The following is a 16810-nucleotide window of genomic DNA, read 5'->3' as shown; positions in this document are numbered from 1 at the left end:
GTGCGGGCCGCTCAGGCTGCAGGGCGGATCAGGATGTGCTTCTTCTTGCCGAGCGACAGCTTGATCACGCCATCGGCGGTAATCTCGCTGCTGCCGATCACCGTGCGCTCGTCGCTGATCGCCTGATCGTTGATGCGCACGGCACCACCCTGAACGTGACGGCGTGCTTCGCCATTCGATGCGGCGAGGCCGGCGCGGACGATGAGCGACAGCAGGCCGAGACCGGCATCGAGTTCGGCGGCCGGAATTTCCACCGACGGAAGGTTGTCCGAGAGAGCGCCTTCCTCGAAGGTCTTGCGGGCGGTTTCAGCTGCCTGTTCTGCGGCGGCGCGGCCGTGCAGAATGGCGGTGACTTCGGTTGCGAGGATCTTCTTGACCTCGTTGAGTTCTGCGCCACCGATTGCCGAGAGGCGAGCGATCTCGTCCATCGGCAGAGTGGTGAAGAGCTTGAGGAAGCGCGGAACGTCGGCATCCTCGGTGTTGCGCCAATATTGCCAGAAGTCATAGACCGGCAGCAGTTCGGCGTTCAGCCAGACGGCGCCAGAGGCGGACTTGCCCATCTTGGCGCCCGACGAGGTGGTCAGCAGCGGCGAAGTCAGCGCGTAAAGCTGCTGCGTCCCCATGCGGTGACCGAGGTCGATACCGTTGACGATGTTGCCCCACTGGTCGGAGCCGCCCATCTGCAGGCGGCAGTCGTAGCGCTTCGCCAGTTCGACGAAGTCGTAGGCCTGCAGGATCATGTAGTTGAATTCGAGGAAGGAAAGCGACTGCTCGCGGTCGAGGCGCGTCTTGACGCTGTCGAAGGACAGCATGCGGTTGACCGAGAAATGACGGCCGACATCGCGCAGGAATTCGAGATAGTTCAGCGACCGCAGCCATTCGGCATTGTTGATCATCAGCGCAGCATTGGCCGGCTTGCCGTAGTCGAGGTAGTTGGAGAAGCAGCGCTTGATCGAGGCGATGTTGTCTTCGATCATGTCGATGGTCATCAGCTTGCGCGCTTCCTCCTTGAAGGAGGGGTCGCCGACCATGCCGGTGCCGCCGCCCATCAGCGAGATCGGGCGATGGCCGGTTGCCTGGAACCAGTGCAGCATCATGATCTGCGTAAGGTGACCGACATGGAGGCTCGAAGCCGTTGGGTCATAGCCGATATAGGCAGTCACGGTTTCCTTGGCGAGCAGATCGTCGAGGCCTGTTTCATCGGAGATCTGATGAATGAAGCCGCGCTCTTTCAGGGTGCGCAGGAAATCGGATTTGAACTCGGACATGACTTCGTCTCTTGAGGCTTCGGAGGGAATTGAGATCGGCACTTGTTGAAGCGCCGCGGCGCGTTTAGCACTGTTTTGCCGAAAGTGCACTATTCGGCGGCACAGTTTTTGGAGGAAGCATGCCCGGAGTGAGAACCGCGATCGGCCTGATGAGCGGCACGTCGATGGATGGGATCGATGTGGCGTTGCTGCGGACCGACGGCGAGGGCTTCGTCGAGCGCGGGCCGTTTCTCGGCGTTTCCTACGATCCGGCTTTTCGCGAACGGCTGAAAACGGCACTCGAGCAGGCGAAGACGATCAAGAATCGGCAGGAACGGCCGGGCGATCTCGCGGCCATCGAACGGGAGCTTACGCAGCGGCACGCAACTGCCGTTAGGGAGTTTTTGCAACAGAATGCAATGGAGGCCGGCGCTATCGACGTCCTCGGCTTTCACGGCCAGACCGTCCTGCACCGGCCGGACGAGGCATTGACCGTCCAGATTGGCGACGGCGCGCTTCTCGCCCGCGAGACCGGTATTGCGACGGTTTACGACATGCGGGCGAATGATATGGTGCATGGCGGCCAGGGCGCGCCGCTCGTGCCTGCCTATCACGCCGCACTGGCCGCCAATATAGGCGATGCGAAGACGCCGGTCTGTTTCGTCAATATCGGCGGTATCTCCAACCTGACCTATGTCGGTGCCGATGGTACGATGATTGCCTATGACAGCGGCCCGGGCAACACGCTGATCGATCAGTGGGTGGAGGCCCATGCCGGGATACCCTTCGATCAGGGCGGCATGATCGCTTCCGAGGGCCATGTCGTCAGCGAGCTGGCCGAACGCTATCTCGCGAGCCCGTTCTTTACCGCGGCAAAGCGGCGATCGCTCGACCGCAACGATTTCCTGCCGCCGCTGGGACGGGATGCCGAGCTTGCCGATGGCGCGCGCACGCTTGCCTATGTGGCGGCGGCATCGATCATCAAATCGGCCGGTCACCTGCCGGTGACGCCGGCGCTTTATGTGATTTGCGGTGGCGGGCGCCTGAACAAGGTGATCATGCGCGATCTTGCGCAGCTGGCTGAGGAGCATCGGGCGACGGTGATTTCGGCGGAAGAAGCCGGTTTCAACGGCGACGCGATGGAGGCGGAGGCTTGGGCTTATCTGGCCGTGCGCTCGCTCGAGGGGCTGCCGTTGACCTATCCGGGCACGACGGGTGTCCGGGAAGCGGTGAGCGGCGGTGTGCTGGAGGAGGCTATCGATGCAGACGATCCTTGAGACAGAGCGGCTGACGTTCCTTATGTGGCAGCCGGACGAAGCGCCGTTGGTTCATGCCCTGCATTCGACGCTGGCGACGAGCCGCTTCATGTCGGGTGGCTTGCCTTGGACGATGGAACGCTGCCAGTCGCGCATCGAGCAGTGGATCGACGAGCAGGACGATGACGGCACGACGAAATACAAGGTCGTGGCCAAGAGCGACGGGCGCTTTGTCGGCCGTGCCGGGATCTCCCTGCATGACGAGGAGGCGCGCGAGTTCGAGCTCGGCTACGCATTCCATGAGGACGAATGGGGAAAGGGCTATGCGACGGAGGCGGCGCGGGGACTGATCGCCTGGTTCCTCGGCAAGGGCTTCAGCGACCGCTTGATCGCCTTCACGCATCCGGAGAATTTTGCTTCCCAGCACGTGCTGCGCAAAGCCGGCATGCGGGAGATCGAGCCGAGGTTGATCGATGGCTTCGTGGCGCCGACCTTCGAGATCGGCGCCAGCGATATCAAGGCTTAGCGAATACGCTTGGCAGCCGGTTCCGGCACCAGTTCGCCGTTCAGGCGGCGGTCGAGGTAATCCTCGCACTCGGCCATCAGCGGCTCGACCTGGCCGTTGAAGAAGTGGTTGGCGCCCGGAACGGTGCGGTGGGTGATCAGGATGCCCTTCTGCGTCTTCAGCTTCTCGACGAGGCCGTTGACGTCTTTCTCCGGGGCGACCTTGTCCTGCTCGCCGTTGATGATCAGGCCGGAGGACGGGCAGGGCGCCAGGAACGAGAAGTCGTAGGTGTTCGGCTGCGGAGCGATCGACATGAAGCCTTCGATCTCCGGGCGGCGCATAAGAAGCTGCATGCCGATCCACGAACCGAAGGAGTAGCCGGCGACCCAGCAGGTCTTCGAATCGGGATGCAGGCTCTGCACCCAGTCGAGTGCCGAGGCGGCATCCGAGAGCTCGCCGGCGCCATGGTCGAATTCACCCTGGCTACGGCCGATTCCGCGGAAATTGAAGCGCAGTGTCGTGAACCCGCGCTTCTGGAACATGTAGAAGAGCTGGTAGACGATCTGGTTGTTCATCGTGCCGCCGAACTGCGGGTGCGGGTGCAGGATGAGGGCAATCGGTGCGCTTTTTTCCTTGGAGGGCTGGTAGCGGCCTTCAAGACGGCCGGCAGGGCCGTTGAAAATGACTTCGGGCATCGGTACTCCGGGTTTTATTTTCGCGTTCGGACTGCGCAGACTTGACGGACGTTGTCAGCTTTTCTAAAACGCAGTTTAGAACAATTCGAAACTTTGCATGGCACGCCACGCAGTGTGAAAGTGTCATAAGGCAAGCCCGGCGGAAATTTCAAGAAAAATGAGCCGGACCACCGAAGCAGAAACCAAGCGCAGGACTTGAGATCATGGCGTCGCCCCGCCTTTATCTTGACTGGAACGCGACATCGCCGCTGCATCCCGTAGTGCGCGAAGCAGTTTTGCGCGCCATGGATCTGTTCGGCAACCCCAATTCCGTGCATGGCGAGGGACGTGCCGTTCGCGCTGCAATCGAAGGTGCGCGTCGCGAGGTTGCCTCCCTTGTTGGGGCCGAGCCCGCGCATGTCATTCTGACGAGCGGTGCGACCGAAGCCGCCAATATGGTGCTGACGCCGGAATTCCGCATGGGGCGCACGCCGCTCGCGGTCGGTCATCTCTATTACAGTGCCGTCGAGCATCCCGCTGTTCGCGAGGGTGGGCGCTTCCCGAAGGACAAGACCACCGAGATTCCGGTGACGTCGGATGGTACCGTCGATCTTGCGGCGCTTCAGGGCCTGCTTGCCGGTCACGATGCCTCATCCGGTCTGCCGATGGTGGCGATCATGCTCGTCAATAACGAGACTGGGATCGTCCAGCCGGTTCGCGAGGCAGCCGAGATCGTCAAGGCGCATCGCGGCCTTCTCGTCGTCGATGCCGTGCAGGCCGCGGGACGGATTGAGATCGATATCAATGCGCTCGGCGCCGACTTTCTGATCCTGTCGTCGCACAAGCTCGGCGGGCCCAAGGGCGCCGGCGCTCTGGTGTCGCGCGGCGAGATCCTGATGCCGAAGCCGCTGATCCATGGCGGCGGGCAGGAAAAGGGTCACCGGTCGGGGACAGAGAATTCGCTTGCCGTCATCGGCTTCGGTGCGGCTGCCGCACAGGCGCGATCGGATTTCAGCGAACGGAACGACCGGATCGCGGCCTTGCAGGCGCGGCTGGAAAGCGGCATGCGGGCAGCGGCACCCGATGTGGTGATCTACGGCGCCGATGGTGCGCGTGTGTCGAACACGACGTTCTTCACGCTGCCGGGCCTGAAGGCCGAGACCGGCCAGATCGCCTTCGATCTCGAAGGTGTGGCGCTTTCGGCGGGCTCTGCCTGTTCGTCCGGCAAGGTCGGCGAGAGCCATGTTCTCGTTGCCATGGGCCATGACCCGAAGCTCGGCGCGCTGCGCATTTCGCTCGGCTTTGCGACCAGCGACGAGGATATCGACCGGGCGCTTGCCGCGTTCGGAAAAATTGCCGGACGGCGCAGGCCGGCCGGGGAGGCGGCCTGACCGTCTCACAAAATTGCGGAAACGGAAATTTCCGCTTGCCATCAGGGCTGAAAAGGCCCTTTTGGCCCACTACATAAGGGGCAATCAGAAAATTGCCCGCACGACAGCCTGCCGGACCTTTAGCCGGCGAGATTGGAGAACGACATGCCAGCCGTACAAGAAACGGTTGATCGCGTCCGCGAGATCGACGTCGATCAGTACAAATACGGTTTCGAGACCATCATCGAAATGGACAAGGCACCCAAGGGCCTGTCCGAAGACATCATCCGCTTCATCTCCGCCAAGAAGCAGGAGCCGGAATGGATGCTCGAATGGCGCCTGGAAGCCTACAAGCGCTGGCTGACGATGGAAGAGCCGAATTGGGCGCGCGTCGATTATCCGAAGATCGATTTCAACGACATCCACTATTACGCGGCGCCGAAGAGCACGCCGGGTCCGAAGTCGCTGGATGAAGTCGACCCTGAAATCCTCAAGGTCTACGAGAAGCTCGGCATTCCCCTGAAGGAACAGGAAATCCTGGCCGGCGTCGAGAAGCCGCGGATCGCCGTTGATGCCGTCTTCGACAGCGTCTCCGTCGTCACCACCTTCAAGGAAGAGCTGAAGAAGGCCGGCGTGATCTTCATGTCGATCTCGGAAGCGATCCGCGAGCATCCTGAACTGGTTCAGAAATATCTGGGCTCGGTCGTTCCGACCTCCGACAACTATTACGCGACGCTGAACTCGGCCGTCTTCACCGACGGCTCGTTCGTCTTCGTGCCGAAGGGCGTTCGCTGCCCGATGGAACTGTCGACCTACTTCCGCATCAACGAGAAGAATACCGGCCAGTTCGAGCGCACGCTGATCATCGCCGAGGAAGGCGCCTATGTTTCCTACCTCGAGGGCTGCACCGCGCCACAGCGCGACGAAAACCAGCTGCATGCGGCTGTCGTCGAGCTCGTTGCTCTCGATGATGCCGAGATCAAGTATTCGACCGTTCAGAACTGGTACCCGGGCGACGCCCAGGGCAAGGGCGGCATCTACAACTTCGTGACCAAGCGTGGCGATTGCCGCGGCGACCGTTCGAAGATTTCGTGGACGCAGGTCGAAACCGGCTCGGCGATCACCTGGAAGTACCCGTCCTGCATCCTGCGCGGCGACGATTCCCGCGGCGAGTTCTACTCGATCGCGGTTTCCAATGGTCATCAGCAGATCGATTCCGGCACCAAGATGATCCATCTCGGTAAGAATACGTCGAGCCGCATCGTCTCGAAGGGTATTGCCGCCGGCGTTTCGCAGAATACCTATCGCGGCCAGGTCTCGGCTCACCGCAAGGCGTCAAACGCCCGCAACTTCACGCAGTGCGACTCGCTGCTGATCGGCGACAAGTGCGGCGCCCATACGGTGCCTTACATCGAGGCGAAGAACTCGACCGCGCAGTTCGAGCACGAGGCGACCACCTCGAAGATCTCCGAAGACCAGCTCTTCTACTGCCTGCAGCGCGGCATCCCGACCGAAGCAGCGATCGCCCTGATCGTCAACGGCTTCGTCAAGGAAGTCCTGCAGGAACTGCCGATGGAATTCGCCGTCGAAGCGCAAAAGCTGATCAGCATCTCGCTTGAGGGGTCTGTCGGCTGACGCCGTCTCTGCATTGATTATTCGAGGGCGCGGTTGGGCGCGCCCGTTTCCGAACGCTTTTATGGAAAAAGAACATGCTTGAAATCAGAAACCTGCACGCCCGTATCGCCGAAGACGGCACCGAGATCATTCGTGGCCTGAACCTGACGGTGAAGGCTGGCGAGATTGCCGCGATCATGGGTCCGAACGGCTCCGGCAAGTCGACGCTCTCCTACATCCTGTCGGGCCGCGAAGACTACGAAGTCACCGAGGGTGATATCCTCTATAACGGCGAGAGCATTCTCGAGCTCGACGCTGCCGAGCGCGCTTCGAAGGGCATTTTCCTGGCCTTCCAGTATCCGGTCGAAATTCCGGGCGTTGCCACGATGCAGTTCCTCAAGGTGGCGATGAACGAGCAGCGCAAGGCGCGTGGCGAAGAAGAGCTGAAGACGCCGGACTTCATGCGCCTCGTCAAGGATGCTGCCGCCAAGCTGCAGATCAACCCCGATATGCTGAAGCGCCCGCTGAACGTCGGCTTCTCCGGCGGCGAAAAGAAACGCGCCGAAATCCTGCAGATGGCGCTGCTGCAGCCGCAGCTCTGCGTGCTCGACGAAACCGATTCCGGTCTCGACATCGACGCCCTGAAGATCGTTGCCGACGGCGTCAACGCGCTGCGTTCGCCTGATCGCGCCGTGATCGTCATCACCCACTATCAGCGCCTGCTCGACTACATCGTTCCCGACACCGTTCACGTTCTCTACAAGGGCCAGGTGATCAAGTCGGGCGACAAGACGCTGGCACATGAGCTGGAAGCCAACGGTTATGCCGACATCATCGGAGCGGCAGCCTGATTAAGGCGGAAAGGACGTGTCCATGAACATGCAGACCACGAGCCGCCTGACCGCCGCGGAAGCTGCGCTCATCGAGGCTTTCAACAACCAGTTCGGCGAACTGCCGGGCGACGGCGCGGTCACGGCGACGCGCGACCGCCTGCTCGACGACATCAAGAAGTCCGGCCTGCCGACGCGCCGCGTCGAGGCCTGGCACTATACCGACCTCAAGAACCTGCTGCGCGCCATCCCGGCGGTTGCCGGTGACGCTGCCTCGAAGACGGTGAAGCCGCTCGTCGAGGGCTCTTCCGTGCTTTCGATCGTCCAGGGCCATGTCGATGCCAAGGCTTCGGTCGGCGGTATCGAGATTTCGAGCTATGCCCAGAGCCTGCTCGACGGTTCGGCTGCAACTTCTCTCGGCGCGCTTGGCGCCGACGATGCGGTTGGCCGGATCAACGGCAGCTTCGTGCGCGACGGCTATGTGATCGACATTCCGGCCGAGACCGAACTCGAGCAGCCGCTCGAGATCGATATCGTCCATGCCGGCGGCCAGATCCATACGCGCCTTCCGGTCACCTTCGGAGCAGGCGTGAAGGGCACCGTCATCGAGCGTCACCTGTCGGTGACCCCTGATGCCGCTCTCGTGTCCCATGTCAGTGACATCACGATCGGCGACGGTTCGGAGCTGACCTGGATCATCCTGCAGCAGCAGGGTGGTGACGACACGCATCTCGGCCAGATCCGCATCGATCTCGGCGCTGACGCGAAGCTGAAGCTCTTCGTCATCAATGCCGGCGGCAAGCTGGTGCGCCAGGAGTTGCATATCAAGGCGACGGGCGAGGGTTCCGACCTGACCCTGCGCGGCATCAACCTGCTCGGCGGCGAAACCCACACCGACGTCACCATGGTTCTCGGCCATAACGTGCCGAATACCGGTTCGACGGAAATCATCCGCAACGTCGTCTTCGATCGCGCCAAGGGCGTGTTCCAGGGCATGATCCGGGTTGCCCCGGATGCCCAGAAGACCGACGCCAAGATGGCCTGCAACACGCTGCTGATGTCTGATGATGCCGAGTTCTCCGTCAAGCCGGAGCTTGAGATCTTCGCTGACGACGTGCAGTGCGGCCATGGCGCGACGGTTGCCGATATCGACAGCAACCACCTCTACTACCTGATGGCTCGCGGCATTCCGGAGAACAAGGCGCGGGCCATGCTCGTCAACGCCTTCGTCGCCGAAATCGTCGAGGAGCTGGAAGACGAGGCTCTGGTGGATGCGCTGGAAGGCATCATTTCCGCCTGGCTCGAAAAGCACGCCTGAAGGCGCCGGCGGCATTGACGCAGCCTATCCTTCGTCATGCTCGGGCTTGTTCCGAGCATCTACAACGGTCGATCGTGTTGCGACGTGATTGGATCCTCGGGACAGGCCCGAGGATGACGCAGTGCAAGTGAGACGCTTGTCGGCATAAGGCTTCTGCCGGAGCCATGTTCGACAGCGAAAACCGAAAGGGTCTGCAATGGACCAGGTTAACCCAGTCGCCTACGACGTCGAAGCCATTCGCAGGGATTTTCCGATCCTGGCGAAGGAGGTGTATGGCAAGCCGCTGGTCTATCTCGACAACGGCGCGTCGGCCCAGAAGCCGCAGGCCGTCATCGACGCGGTGACGCATGCCTATTCGAACGAATATGCCAATGTGCATCGCGGTCTGCATTTCCTGTCGAATGCAGCAACCGAGGCTTACGAAGCTGCGCGCGAAAAGGTGCGCCGCTTCCTGAATGCGCCTTCGGTCGATGACATCGTCTTCACCAAGTCGTCCACCGAAGCGATCAATACGGTCGCCTATGGCTGGGGCATGCCGAAGATCGGCGAGGGCGACGAGATCGTCGTTTCGATCATGGAGCATCACTCCAACATCGTTCCCTGGCATTTCATCCGCGAGCGGCAGGGTGCCAAGCTGGTCTGGGTTGATGTCGATGACGACGGCGCTTTCCATATCGAAGCTTTCGAGAAGAGCCTGACGGAGCGCACCAAGCTCGTTGCCATCACCCATATGTCGAATGCGCTCGGCACCATCGTTCCGGTCAAGGAAATCTGCCGTATCGCCCACGAGCGCGGTATTCCGGTACTGCTCGACGGATCGCAGAGCGCCGTCCACATGCCTGTTGATGTGCAGGATATCGACTGCGACTGGTATGTGATGACTGGCCACAAGCTCTACGGCCCTTCGGGGATCGGCGTGCTCTACGGCAAGAAGGATCGCCTTCGTGAGATGCGCCCGTTCCAGGGCGGCGGCGAGATGATCTTCGAAGTCACCGAAGACAACGTCACCTATAACGAGCCGCCGCATCGTTTCGAGGCCGGCACGCCGCCGATCGTTCAGGCGATCGGCCTCGGCTATGCGCTGGATTACATGGAGAAGATCGGCCGCGAGGCGATCGCGCGCCACGAGGCGGATTTGACGGCCTATGCGACCGAGCGGCTACGCGAAGTCAATTCGCTGCGGGTCATCGGCAATGCGCCGGGCAAGGGCGGTATTTTCTCGTTCGAGCTTGCAGGCCTGCATGCCCATGACGTCTCGACGGTTATCGATCGGCGTGGTGTTGCGGTTCGCGCCGGCACGCATTGCGCCATGCCGCTCTTGAAACGCTTCGGCGTGACCTCCACATGCCGTGCGTCATTCGCGATGTATAATACCCGCGCCGAGGTCGATGCCTTGGCCGATGCGCTGGAATATGCGCGCAAGTTCTTTGCTTGAGGATACCGTAATGAGCCTTGATGACAGCGAACAGAAGACCGACGTGCGCGAGGGTATCGTGCATTCGAGCATTCCGGCGGAAGAGCTGGCGCGTCTCAGCGACGACGTGATCGGCGCGCTGAAGACGGTCTACGACCCGGAAATTCCGGCCGATATCTTCGAACTCGGTCTGATCTACAAGATCGACATCGAAGACGACCGCATGGTCAAGATCATGATGACGCTGACCGCACCCGGTTGCCCCGTGGCCGGCGAGATGCCCGGCTGGGTCGAGAATGCCGTGGGCGCCGTCGAAGGCGTGTCGGGCGTCGAAGTCGAAATGACCTTCGATCCGCCGTGGACGCCGGACCGCATGTCGGAAGAGGCGCAGGTCGCTGTCGGCTGGTACTAATTGGCGGCTGGTATTGATCGGTTAAGCCACTGGCACTACATTTGATTCATGAAACACCGGACCTTCAATCCGCGTGCGTAAGGAGAATGAGCCGATGGGCTTTGCAGTGATGAGCATGACGCAGGAAGCGGCCGATCGCGTGAAGGCGATCGTCGGCGGTGCTGGACCGGACGCCAAGGGCATTCGCGTCGGCATCAAGAAGGGCGGCTGCGCCGGGATGGAATATACCATCGACATGGTGACCGAGCCCAACCCGAAGGACGACCTGATCGAGCGCGACGGTGCGAGCGTCTGGATCGAGCCCTCGGCCGTGCTCTATCTGCTCGGCACCCAGCTCGGCTTCGAGCAGACGACGCTGCGCTCCGGCTTCACCTTCACCAACCCGAACCAGACATCGGCCTGCGGCTGCGGCGAATCCGTCGAACTGAAGCCTGCCGATCTCGCGGCTCTTGCCGCCCAGGGAAATCCCGTGGTGACCGCTTCGCATTGATGCGCGGTGTCATGGCCACCAACACGCCGCCAGCGATGGCGGCTTTTTCTTTTTGCAGTTGTCCGATCGCGGCGGCGTAACATCTCTCAGGCATGATCATCGAAACGCTGCTTCTGCTGTTTGCCAAAGGCGCTCTGCTCGGTCTCGTTATCACGATACCGCCCGGGCCGATTGCGACGCTTTGCATTGACCGCAGCTTGAACCGCGGATTCGCGTCGGGTGCTGCAATCGGTATCGGGGCGGCGCTCGGGGATTCCGTCTATGCGCTGGTGGCTGCGGCGGGTCTGGCGATGGTCTCAGATGTCGTCGATGCCTATTCGCTGCCGATCGCAGCGATTGGCGGCCTGCTGCTGATCTTTCTCGGCATTCGCGACCTCGTGACGCCGCCGGCGGCTGCGCGCGAAATGGGGGCGGGAAACCTCTTCCGGACGATCGCCTCGACCTTCCTGCTGGCGATCTCCAATCCCGGCGCGCTGCTATCGTTTGGCGGCTTGTTTGCCGGTCTCGGACTGGTGGATGGCAATACGCCGATTGAGACTGCGGCGATCGTCGCTGGCGTCTTTGCCGGGGCGATGGTGTGGTGGACGCTGCTCAGCGCTGCCGTCAATCTGGCGCGGGACCGAATCTCCCGCGACGTGACGCTGCTGATCCGCCGTATCTCGGGATGGCTGATCATCGGTTTCGGCGGCGCCATTCTCGGCTATGCCGCGGTCAATCTGTTCGGCTGAAATCAGTCGCGCTTGATGGTGGCGAGCAGTTGCCAGAGATCGGCGCCGGTTTCGAAGACGATCGCATTCGCCTTGTAGCCCTGTGCCGACTGCATCATGTCCGTCATCTCGGTGGCGAGATCGGCCGGCTGGCCTTCATCCGTCGTCATCGTCGAGGGATCGGTTCGGCTGTAGCCCGGCGTGTTGAGGTTCGCGACATTGTTGGCGGTGGCGGCGAAACGGTTGGTCTGCGCGCGCATGCCCGACGACGCGGTATTCATGATGCTCGAGATGTTCATCAGCCGGTATTCCCCACACTTCCGTAGGCTTGCTATAGCAGCTGGCGCTTAGCGAATGCTGAACGGGTTTCGTTAACGGCATTGGCGCTCCAAAGCACGATCTGTTTCGAACTGGTGCAGCTTCGTGAAGGCGGGCGGCGTGGTCCGTGCTTGGCAAGGGCGGGGTCGGGGACTACCATGCTGGTAGCTGACGGAGGCGGCAATGTCCTCGAGTTTCAATGTCCACAAGGCATCCGGATACGAACAGCTGATGGGGCGCTGGAGCCAGAAGCTCGCGCTGCCATTCATCGATTTTGCCGGTGTTGAGGATGGTGATCGCATCGTCGATGTGGGCTGCGGCACCGGCAGTCTGACCTTCGCACTTGCCCATTCCCGGCGTATCCAGGCGATCGAGGCGATCGATTTCTCATCCGTCTTCGTCGAGGAGGCGCTGCGGCGGAACAATGATCCGCGGATCACCATCCGGCAGGCCGATGCCTGCGCATTGCCTTTTGAGGCCTCGAGCTTCGATCGCGCTCTGGCATTGCTCGTCCTGCATTTCATTCCCGAGGCAAAGAAGGCGATCGGCGAGATGCGCCGGGTCACGCGCCCCGGCGGTACCGTTGCGGCCGTCGTCTGGGATCATCTCGGCGGCATGGCGGGCATGCGGATGATGATCGATACGGTCGCGGCGCTCAGCGAGGCCGGACGCCAGCTTCGCAGCCGCTACTGCTTCCAGCCGATGATACAGCCCGGCGAGATGAAGCGGGCTTTCATCGAAGGCGGGCTCCTCGATGTTGAGGAGACGCAGCTCATGATCCGTATGAATTACGAAAATTTCGACGACTATTGGGGGCCGATTGCAGCGGGGGAAGGGCCGCTCGGCGCATTTGTGGGCAAGCTCGACGGCGCGGAGAGGGCGCAGGTCGATGCTGCGGTACGCGATGCCTACGAAGCCGGGCGGCCCGACGGTCCGCGATCCTTTGCCAATGTCGCATGGGCCTGCCGGGGCCGCGTGCCCTGAGGCGGCTTACTTCTTGATATCGATGCCGGCTTCGACAGCCGCAGCGATGAAGGCGTTACGGGCCTGTTCGTTGCTAGCCTTGCCCTTGATGACGTCGGCGCAGATCAGCAGCGCCTTGTCGAGCGCCGGACCGTCTTCGGTCGGCCAATCCTCGATCATTGCCCAGGAGGCGGCCTGCGTGGTGCCGATCGTCACATATTGGCCAGGCTCTTCGAGCGCCAGCAGCACGGGGGTTGCCCAGGGCACCTGAGTGAGATCGTTGTCGGATTTTGCCATGGGTTCAAACCTGCCTTTATCGAAAGTCCGATGTCCTTAGCGGTGTGGGTCTTCTGCGACAAGGGAAAAGGTCTCGTTCTCCAGCCATCGTCAGGTCACGATCTTCGGGAAATGAAAACGCCCGGCCAAAGCCGGGCGTTTCGTTGTTCAGCGCTTACTCGGCCGCCTCGGCATAGTCTTCCAGCGGCGGGCAGGTGCAGATCAGGTTGCGGTCACCGTAGACGTTGTCGACGCGGTTGACCGGCGACCAGTACTTGTCGACGCGGAAGGCGCCGGGCGGGAAGCAGGCCTGTTCGCGCGAATAGGGGCGATCCCATTCGCCGACCAGGTCTTCGACCGTGTGCGGAGCGTTCTTCAGAGGGTTGTTCTGCTTGTCCGAGCGGCCTTCCTCGATGTCGCGGGCCTCCTGACGGATCGCCAGCATGGCTTCGCAGAAGCGGTCGAGTTCGGCCTTGGTTTCGGATTCCGTCGGCTCGATCATCAGCGTGCCGGCAACCGGCCAGCTCATGGTCGGCGCGTGGAAGCCGCAGTCGATCAGGCGCTTGGCGACGTCATCGACCGTCACACCGCAGCTGTCGACCAGCGGACGGGTGTCGATGATGCATTCATGCGCCACGCGGCCGGCTTCGGACTTGTAGAGCACATCATAGGCACCCTTGAGGCGGGCAGCGATATAGTTGGCGTTGAGGATCGCCACCTTGGTAGCCTGCGTCAGGCCTTCGCCGCCCATCATCAGGCAGTAGCTCCAGGAGATCGGCAGGATCGATGCCGAACCGAAGGCTGCAGCCGAAACGGCGCCAGGGCGGCCGTCGGTTTCCGAGTGACCGGGCAGGTGCGGCGCCAGATGCGACTTGACGCCGATCGGGCCCATGCCGGGACCGCCGCCGCCATGCGGGATGCAGAACGTCTTGTGCAGGTTGAGGTGCGAGACGTCGGAGCCGATATCACCAGGGCGGGACAGGCCGACCATGGCGTTCATGTTGGCGCCGTCGAGATAGACCTGGCCGCCGTGCTTGTGCACGAGTTCGCAGATTTCCTTCACCGTTTCCTCGAACACGCCGTGCGTCGAGGGGTAGGTGATCATGCAGCAGGAGAGGTTCTCCGAATACTGCTCGGCCTTGGCGCGGAAATCGTCGAGGTCGATGTCGCCGTTCTCGCGAACCTTGACGACCACGACCTTCATGCCGACCATCTGGGCAGAGGCCGGGTTGGTGCCGTGTGCGGAGGTCGGGATCAGGCAGACGTCGCGGTGACCATTGCCGTTGGCGATATGGTAGTTGCGGATCGTCAGGAGGCCCGCATATTCGCCCTGTGCACCGGAGTTCGGCTGCATGGAAAAGGCATCGTAGCCGGTGACAGCGCAGAGCTTTTCCGTCAGGTCGTCGATCATCTCGCGATAACCGAGCGCCTGGTCGGCCGGAACGAACGGATGGATATCCGAGAATTCGGGCCAGGTGATCGGCAGCATTTCAGCTGTGGCGTTCAGCTTCATCGTGCAGGAGCCGAGCGGGATCATCGAGCGGTCGAGCGCCAGATCGCGGTCGGAGAGCCGGCGGATGTAGCGGGTCATTTCGCTTTCGGCGCGGTTCATGTGGAAGATCGGATGCGTCAGGTATTCGCTGGTGCGCAACAGATCCTTCGGCAGGCGATAGGACGGCTCGAAATCGCCGACGGCGAAATTACCGCCGAATGCGCGCCAGACGGCTTCCAGCGTTGCCGGGCGGGTGCGCTCGTCAAGGCTCATGCCGATCTTGGTGCCGCCGACCTTGCGCAGGTTGACGCCTTCGGCAACGGCTGCGCGCAGGATCAGGCCCTGCATGTGGCCGACATCGACAGTGATCGTGTCGAAGAAGGTTTCCGGCTCGACCTTGTAGCCGAGCTTTTCGAGGCCTTTGGCCATCAGCACGGCCTTCTGGTGGACCTGCTGGGCGATCGCCTTGATGCCCTTCGGACCATGGAAGACGGTGTACATGGAGGCCATGACGGCGAGCAGGACCTGCGCGGTGCAGATGTTCGACGTCGCCTTTTCGCGGCGGATGTGCTGTTCCCGGGTCTGCAGCGACAGGCGGTAGGCGCGATTGCCGCGGGCATCGACGGAGACGCCGACGAGGCGGCCCGGCATCGAGCGCTTATGCGCGTCCTTGACGGACATGTAGGCCGCATGCGGACCGCCGTAGCCGACCGGAACGCCGAAACGCTGCGACGAACCGATAGCAATATCGGCACCCATTTCGCCAGGCGATTTCAGGAGCGTCAGCGCCAGGATGTCGGCAGCGACGATGGCGATCGCGCCCGTCTGGTGAAGGCGGGAGATCAGGCCGGTGAAGTCGTGGATGTGGCCGTGCGTGCCCGGATACTGGAAGATCGCGCCGAAGACGTCGACCGGATCGAGATCCGTGAACGGGTTGCCGACGATGACGCTCCAGCCGAGCGGCTCGGCGCGGGTCTTGATCAGCTCGATCGTCTGCGGGTGGCAGGCGGCGTCGACGAAGAAGGCCTTGGCCTTCGACTTCGAGACGCGCTCGGCCATCGCCATGCCTTCGGCGGCAGCCGTTGCTTCGTCGAGAAGCGAGGCATTGGCGACGTCAAGACCGGTGAGGTCGCAGATCATCGTCTGGTAGTTCAGCAGCGCCTCGAGGCGGCCCTGCGAGATTTCCGGCTGGTAGGGCGTATAGGCCGTGTACCAGGCGGGGTTTTCGAGGATGTTGCGCTGGATAACCGGCGGTGTGATCGTGCCGTAATAGCCCTGACCGATCAGCGAGGTCAGCACCTTGTTCTTGTTGGCGGTCTCGCGCAGCTTGTCGAGCGCTTCACGCTCCGTCATCGGCGCGCCCCAGAGGAGCGGCGCCTTCTGGCGGATGGAGGGCGGGACGGTCGCGTCGATCAGCCCGTCGAGGCTGTTATAGCCGATGACCTTGAGCATATCGGTCATTTCGGCCGGAGACGGACCGATATGGCGGCGATTGGCAAAGTCGTAGGGCTGGTAGTCGGTGAACTGGAATTCGGTCGGCGTCGTCATTACGCGGTGAGCTCCTTGTAGGCCGCTTCATCGAGCAGGCCATCGGCATCAGCCGCATTTGCAAGCTTCAGCTTGAAGAACCAGCCGGCGCCCTGCGGATCGGAATTGACCAGCGATGGGTCGGCGACGATGGCTTCGTTGACTTCGGTGATCTCGCCATCCAGCGGACAATAGACATCGGAGGCTGCCTTGACGGATTCGACGGTCGAAGCATTGTCGTTCTTGGCGAAGGTCGCGCCGATTTCCGGCAGTTCGACGAATACGAGGTCGCCGAGCTGATCAACGGCGTAATTGGTGATTCCGACCGTTGCAACGCCGCCTTCGATCTTCAGCCATTCATGTTCTTCGGTAAACTTGAGCATTGTTTGTCCTCTCT

17 protein-coding genes are annotated in these 16810 nt (G+C 61.9%); 11 read left to right on the top strand and 6 right to left on the bottom strand.

What is annotated here, in order from left to right:
* Positions 1–11 precede the first annotated feature (11 nt).
* A complete protein-coding gene (tyrS, locus tag ACQZ5H_RS06400) occupies positions 12–1268 on the bottom strand; it encodes a tyrosine--tRNA ligase (RefSeq protein WP_449097077.1) in 1257 nt (418 codons plus the stop codon).
* Between the two features lie 119 nt (positions 1269–1387).
* Between tyrS and ACQZ5H_RS06395 the strand changes: the two genes are divergently transcribed.
* Both ACQZ5H_RS06395 and ACQZ5H_RS06390 read left to right on the top strand, forming a co-directional pair.
* On the top strand, positions 1388–2524 hold the full coding sequence (locus ACQZ5H_RS06395; RefSeq protein ID WP_449097076.1) for an anhydro-N-acetylmuramic acid kinase: 1137 nt from the start codon (positions 1388–1390) through the stop codon (positions 2522–2524).
* Positions 2508–3029 carry a GNAT family N-acetyltransferase gene (locus ACQZ5H_RS06390; RefSeq protein WP_449097075.1) on the top strand — a complete coding sequence of 174 codons (522 nt, stop codon included), beginning with the start codon at positions 2508–2510 and terminating at the stop codon, positions 3027–3029. Before ACQZ5H_RS06395 ends, ACQZ5H_RS06390 begins: the two co-directional genes overlap by 17 nt.
* On the opposite strand, the gene ACQZ5H_RS06385 is transcribed toward ACQZ5H_RS06390, so the two are convergent.
* The gene (locus tag ACQZ5H_RS06385; RefSeq protein WP_112716403.1) at positions 3026–3703 is read right to left on the bottom strand and encodes an alpha/beta hydrolase; all 678 of its coding nucleotides are present in this window, start codon (positions 3701–3703) and stop codon (positions 3026–3028) included. The genes ACQZ5H_RS06390 and ACQZ5H_RS06385 overlap by 4 nt on opposite strands.
* A 203-nt stretch (positions 3704–3906) precedes the next feature.
* Between ACQZ5H_RS06385 and ACQZ5H_RS06380 the strand changes: the two genes are divergently transcribed.
* The 8 genes from ACQZ5H_RS06380 (at position 3907) to ACQZ5H_RS06345 (ending at position 11858) form a co-directional block, all read left to right on the top strand.
* Positions 3907–5073 carry a cysteine desulfurase family protein gene (locus ACQZ5H_RS06380; protein WP_449097074.1) on the top strand — a complete coding sequence of 389 codons (1167 nt, stop codon included), beginning with the start codon at positions 3907–3909 and terminating at the stop codon, positions 5071–5073.
* Positions 5074–5217: 144 nt separating this feature from the next.
* Positions 5218–6687 carry a Fe-S cluster assembly protein SufB gene (gene sufB, locus ACQZ5H_RS06375; protein WP_130278250.1) on the top strand — a complete coding sequence of 490 codons (1470 nt, stop codon included), beginning with the start codon at positions 5218–5220 and terminating at the stop codon, positions 6685–6687.
* A 74-nt stretch (positions 6688–6761) separates the two neighbouring features.
* Positions 6762–7517: a Fe-S cluster assembly ATPase SufC gene (gene sufC, locus ACQZ5H_RS06370; protein WP_112716397.1), complete on the top strand. Its 756-nt coding sequence runs from the start codon at positions 6762–6764 to the stop codon at positions 7515–7517.
* Between the two features lie 22 nt (positions 7518–7539).
* Positions 7540–8814, top strand: a complete 1275-nt coding sequence (gene sufD, locus ACQZ5H_RS06365) for a Fe-S cluster assembly protein SufD (RefSeq protein ID WP_449097073.1) — start codon at positions 7540–7542, stop codon at positions 8812–8814.
* A gap of 196 nt (positions 8815–9010) precedes the next feature.
* On the top strand, positions 9011–10249 hold the full coding sequence (locus ACQZ5H_RS06360) for a cysteine desulfurase (protein ID WP_449097072.1): 1239 nt from the start codon (positions 9011–9013) through the stop codon (positions 10247–10249).
* A gap of 10 nt (positions 10250–10259) precedes the next feature.
* Positions 10260–10640, top strand: a complete 381-nt coding sequence (locus ACQZ5H_RS06355; RefSeq protein ID WP_112716391.1) for an SUF system Fe-S cluster assembly protein — start codon at positions 10260–10262, stop codon at positions 10638–10640.
* Positions 10641–10734: 94 nt separating this feature from the next.
* A complete protein-coding gene (gene sufA / locus ACQZ5H_RS06350; RefSeq protein WP_112716389.1) occupies positions 10735–11130 on the top strand; it encodes a Fe-S cluster assembly scaffold SufA in 396 nt (131 codons plus the stop codon).
* A gap of 92 nt (positions 11131–11222) precedes the next feature.
* The gene (locus tag ACQZ5H_RS06345; RefSeq protein WP_449097071.1) at positions 11223–11858 is read left to right on the top strand and encodes a LysE family translocator; all 636 of its coding nucleotides are present in this window, start codon (positions 11223–11225) and stop codon (positions 11856–11858) included.
* 2 nt (positions 11859–11860) lie between these two features.
* Here ACQZ5H_RS06345 and ACQZ5H_RS06340 read toward each other — a convergent pair whose 3' ends face one another.
* On the bottom strand, positions 11861–12136 hold the full coding sequence (locus ACQZ5H_RS06340) for a flagellar basal body protein (protein WP_449097070.1): 276 nt from the start codon (positions 12134–12136) through the stop codon (positions 11861–11863).
* A gap of 202 nt (positions 12137–12338) precedes the next feature.
* Between ACQZ5H_RS06340 and ACQZ5H_RS06335 the strand changes: the two genes are divergently transcribed.
* Positions 12339–13139: a class I SAM-dependent methyltransferase gene (locus ACQZ5H_RS06335; protein WP_449097069.1), complete on the top strand. Its 801-nt coding sequence runs from the start codon at positions 12339–12341 to the stop codon at positions 13137–13139.
* Between the two features lie 6 nt (positions 13140–13145).
* Here ACQZ5H_RS06335 and ACQZ5H_RS06330 read toward each other — a convergent pair whose 3' ends face one another.
* The 3 genes from ACQZ5H_RS06330 to gcvH form a co-directional block, all read right to left on the bottom strand.
* Entirely contained in the window at positions 13146–13415 is a 270-nt protein-coding gene (locus ACQZ5H_RS06330; RefSeq protein ID WP_199629587.1) for a DUF982 domain-containing protein, read from the bottom strand.
* Between the two features lie 154 nt (positions 13416–13569).
* Positions 13570–16434 carry an aminomethyl-transferring glycine dehydrogenase gene (gcvP, locus tag ACQZ5H_RS06325; RefSeq protein ID WP_199629588.1) on the bottom strand — a complete coding sequence of 955 codons (2865 nt, stop codon included), beginning with the start codon at positions 16432–16434 and terminating at the stop codon, positions 13570–13572.
* Complete coding sequence (gene gcvH / locus ACQZ5H_RS06320; RefSeq protein WP_112716379.1) at positions 16434–16796, bottom strand: glycine cleavage system protein GcvH; 363 nt, start codon at positions 16794–16796, stop codon at positions 16434–16436. The genes gcvP and gcvH overlap by 1 nt, the downstream gene beginning before the upstream one ends.
* Between the last annotated feature and the right edge of the window lie 14 nt (positions 16797–16810).

The organism is Rhizobium sp. 21-4511-3d, from assembly GCF_053522545.1.
The sequence above is the reverse complement of the archived record's forward strand: the minus strand, read 5'-3'. Positions and strand labels throughout refer to the sequence as shown.